This window comes from Draconibacterium sp. (assembly GCF_041583095.1).
Lineage (GTDB): Bacteria > Bacteroidota > Bacteroidia > Bacteroidales > Prolixibacteraceae > Draconibacterium.
In genome coordinates, this window is the sequence record NZ_JBFHGM010000380.1 from 1 (window position 1) to 3785 (window position 3785).

The window sequence follows — 3785 nt, forward strand, 5'->3', positions numbered from 1 at the left end:
TCAACTGACGCATCGCCCGGGCTGAATAGATATGTTTTTTCGTTACGGGTATTCCACCACTCGTCGGTGGCAATTGCAACAGCATCATTTCCCCAGATAATTCTGCCAAAACGCTGTTGAGTTTTTAAAATGGATTTTGGTTCCCCTTCAAACGGGGCATCAAGAGTAAACACTTCGTCTCTGAAATCAACTTCAACGGCCGGATCTCCTTCATCAAGTGCTTTAACGTAACAGATAGTTGCCGGTTTGTCGGCACGCCAGCGCAGGCTGCGTATTTCTTTTGTGGTCGACATAAAGCCTTTCGGGCGTACTTCTTCAAGCGGAACATCGCGAATAACTTTTACCAACTTGCCTGATTTGTCGTAAATAGTTGTTTTCGAGGGGAAACGACTGTATGTTACGATGTATGAAAATGGTTCGCCAAGCGTGGAGATCAGAATATATTCGCCATCAGGAGAAAAACTCATGCCGGTGTACATGGCGGTTTCCTTCCATTCCGACATGTTTCCTTCAAGATCAACCGTGTAAAGTGTCGACTGAGCTAATTGTTTAAAGTTGAACTCGTCGGCTTTGTCTTTTAATAAATCCTGATAAGTTCGGTTTTGCGCTTTTTGTCCATCGCTAACCGAAACTTTTGGGCCGGTAGGTATTGCCGTCGATTTGTCAATCAACGGTTTTTTGTCGGCCGGAAGCATTTTTACAAGCAACTTACTGTTGTCTTCAAACCATTCAAATGCAGAACCGATATTTGCGTTCAGATTTGCATCGGTAAGCTTTTTACATGTAGCTTCGTCAATATCCAAAATCCACAACTCAACACCTTCGTCAACAGTGTTGGTAAACGCCATTTTGCTTTGATCGGGCGACCACGCAAAATTTGCAAGACGCCCGCTTGCCGGTACATTATTCACTTTAATTTCCTCGGATTCGCCAACTTTCATCAACGAGATGTTGGTATAATAACGCGTTCTGCTACCAATGTTGGTAACCGGATTAATTCGTAATCCGGCCAAACGTAATTCGGGTTCCGATAATTCGGCAATGCTTTTAAACTGATTGCGATGCAGTAAAACAATATTTTCGTTTTTAGCATCGAAAGATGCTGAAGGAACCGCCGGAGCATCGATCAATTCCAGAATTTCTTTAGGTGGTTTCTGGTATTCGATATCTACCTGGGCCTTAGCTCCATACCAAATGAGGGAAACAATACAAAATGCAGTGAGTTTTTTCAAGTATTTCATCATTCAAATTTTAAGAATATGTTTCTGACCGAACGTATTTAAGACTTATAAAAACTGGCGATCAACGATCTCCGGAAAATATAAATAATACTAAGTACAAAATGTTCATAAATCCCATATGGGTAAGGACATATAAGAATAGTTGGTATAAAATTGGTTTGATGCCACAAGATAGTAATTTCTAATTATCTTTGCTCTCATGCAAAAAAACGATTCTGAAAAACCATTAATTTTGGTTACAAACGACGATGGAATTCATGCAAAAGGTTTGCGTGAACTGGTGGAGGTAATGCAATTTTTTGGTGATGTAGTAGTCATTTCTTCCGAAGTTTCCATGTCGGGAAAAGCTTGTGGTATTACAGTTGATCAGCCGCTACGGGCAGTGCCTGTGGAGAAGATTCATGGTGTACCAACCTATAAATGTAACGGGACGCCGGTTGACAGTGTGAAACTGAGTTTTAACAGTTTGTTCGAGCGAACACCAGATTATGTGGTGTCGGGAATTAACCACGGATCCAATGCATCCATCAGCGTAATTTACAGTGGAACAATGGGAGCTGCCATTGAAGGTGGTTTGCACGGTGTTCCGTCCATCGGTTTTTCGCTGGATGACTATGGTTCAGAGGCAGATTTTTCGAAAGCAAAATTGGTTGTAGCTCGTGTTTTTCAGAGTGTTATTGAAAATGGTATTCCTGCGTTTACCTGTTTGAATGTGAATATTCCGAAAGGCAAACCTGAGGGGATAAAAGTATGCCGCCAGGCGCACGGAAAGTGGATGGAAGAGTTTGAAAAAAGAACCGATCCGCACGGAAGAGAATACCACTGGCTTTCGGGATATTTTCAGAATTTGGATGAAGACACCGAAGACACCGATATTTTTGCATTGGAAAATAATTTTGCCACCGTGGTTCCCGTTCGGGTTGATATGACTTGCTACGAAACCATGGATCAAATTAAGTCGTGGAAGTTTTAATCCGTCTTCTATGCCAAAAAACAAACAGCATAAATACGACAAAGTAGGAGTTGGTGTTTTAACCGGACTGGTTTTGCCGCTGATTATTTTTTTTATCGTATATCTGACCGGTGAAAACGATATGTCGTTTCTCGATTACATTACCGGAATGAGGCGCATGCAGGCGCTTGTTAAAATTGGCAGCCTGTGCGTTTTTACCAATGTTGGCGCCTTTTGGATCTTCCTGCACCTAAAATACGAAAAGGCGGCCCGAGGAGTGTTGGGAGCCACAATTCTTTATGCCTTACTGGTATTAATTTTAAGAGCAGGTTAATATGCGGTACTACATTATAGCTGGCGAAGCATCGGGCGATTTGCATGGTTCAAACCTGATGAAGGAACTGAAAGTTGCCGACAAAGAGGCCGATTTTCGTTTTTTTGGCGGCGATAAAATGCAGGCCGTTGGCGGCGAATTGGTAAAACACTACCGCGAAATGGCGTTTATGGGTTTCGTGAATGTGATCCTGAATATCCGGACCATAAAACGCAACATGGAGTTCTGTAAAACAGACCTGCTTAGCTATAAACCCGATGTACTTATACTGATTGATTATCCCGGCTTTAACCTGCGGATTGCGGAGTTTGCCAAACAAAACAACATAAAAGTTTACTATTATATTTCGCCAAAATTGTGGGCCTGGAAAGAATACCGCGTTAAAAAGGTGCGGGCTTTTGTCGATGAAATGTTTACCATTTTTCCCTTTGAAACCGAATTTTACAAAAAGCACGGCATCGACGTAAACTATGTGGGAAATCCGCTGTTCGATTCGATTAAGGAATTTGAAAAAACAGCCCAGTCGGCAGCCGATTTTAAAACCAAAAATAATTTAGATGAACGCCCGATAATTGCCTTATTGGCCGGAAGCCGTGTGCAGGAAATAAAAGGAACCTTGCCGGTAATGAAAAAGGCTGTTGAGGGCCGCAATGATTACCAGGTGGTGCTGGCCGGTGTCTCGTCGGTCGACAAAGGGTTGTATGCCGGAATTTTAGAGGGTAGCAACATAAAAGTGATTTACGAATCTACTTACGATCTGCTGAATAATGCACATACGGCTTTGGTGGCCTCCGGAACGGCAGCATTGGAAACGGCTTTGTTTCATGTGCCGCAAACGGTACTTTATAAAGTTGAAGGCGGCGTGTTGGTGCATTACATTATGGCTGCTGTTTTAAAAATTAGTTGGGTGTCGCTGCCTAATATTATTTTAGGAAAAATGGCGGTAAAAGAGCTGCTTCAAAAAGATATGACCGTTAAAAAAGTAACAGCAGAACTGGATCGTTTACTAAGTGATGAAACCTATCGTAACAGAATTTTGTCGGATTACCGCGATATGCAAAAACTAATGGGCGAACCGGGATGCTCAAAACGGGCCGCTGAAAAAATGGTTGAATTGTTATCTTTGAGTTCTGAACATAAATCGTAAGAATACAAGTGTATAGCTTATTCAAAAAAGAAATAAAAACTTTCCTCGGATCGCTGATCGGGTACCTGGCCGTGCTGGTTTTTTTATTGGTTACTGGTTTGTTTCTGTGGA

Annotated in this window: 3 protein-coding genes and 1 pseudogene; 3 read left to right on the forward strand and 1 reads right to left on the reverse strand. The window is 42.1% G+C overall.

From position 1 onward, the window contains the following. Positions 1-1241: pseudogene (locus ABZB17_RS21365) on the reverse strand (hypothetical protein); the annotation flags it as partial. Between the two features lie 199 nt (positions 1242-1440). Between ABZB17_RS21365 and surE the strand changes: the two are divergent. Genes surE through lpxB form a run of 3 tightly spaced genes read left to right on the forward strand, consistent with a single transcriptional unit; the run spans position 1441 to position 3674 of the window. Continuing rightward, positions 1441-2214: a 5'/3'-nucleotidase SurE gene (gene surE, locus ABZB17_RS21370; protein WP_045026771.1), complete on the forward strand. Its 774-nt coding sequence runs from the start codon at positions 1441-1443 to the stop codon at positions 2212-2214. Between the two features lie 10 nt (positions 2215-2224). Beyond that, positions 2225-2527 (forward strand): hypothetical protein, encoded by a 303-nt coding sequence (locus tag ABZB17_RS21375; RefSeq protein WP_372653479.1) that lies wholly within the window; start codon positions 2225-2227, stop codon positions 2525-2527. Between the two features lies 1 nt (position 2528). After that, positions 2529-3674, forward strand: a complete 1146-nt coding sequence (gene lpxB, locus ABZB17_RS21380; RefSeq protein WP_372653481.1) for a lipid-A-disaccharide synthase — start codon at positions 2529-2531, stop codon at positions 3672-3674. Positions 3675-3785 lie beyond the last annotated feature (111 nt).

Bases quoted from the DNA above. Each gene is read 5' to 3' on its own strand.
- surE (WP_045026771.1), top strand. From the start codon at position 1,441: ATGCAAAAAAACGATTCTGAAAAACCATTAATTTTGGTTACAAACGAC.
- lpxB (WP_372653481.1), top strand. From the start codon at position 2,529: ATGCGGTACTACATTATAGCTGGCGAAGCATCGGGCGATTTGCATGGT.
- ABZB17_RS21375 (WP_372653479.1), top strand. From the start codon at position 2,225: ATGCCAAAAAACAAACAGCATAAATACGACAAAGTAGGAGTTGGTGTT.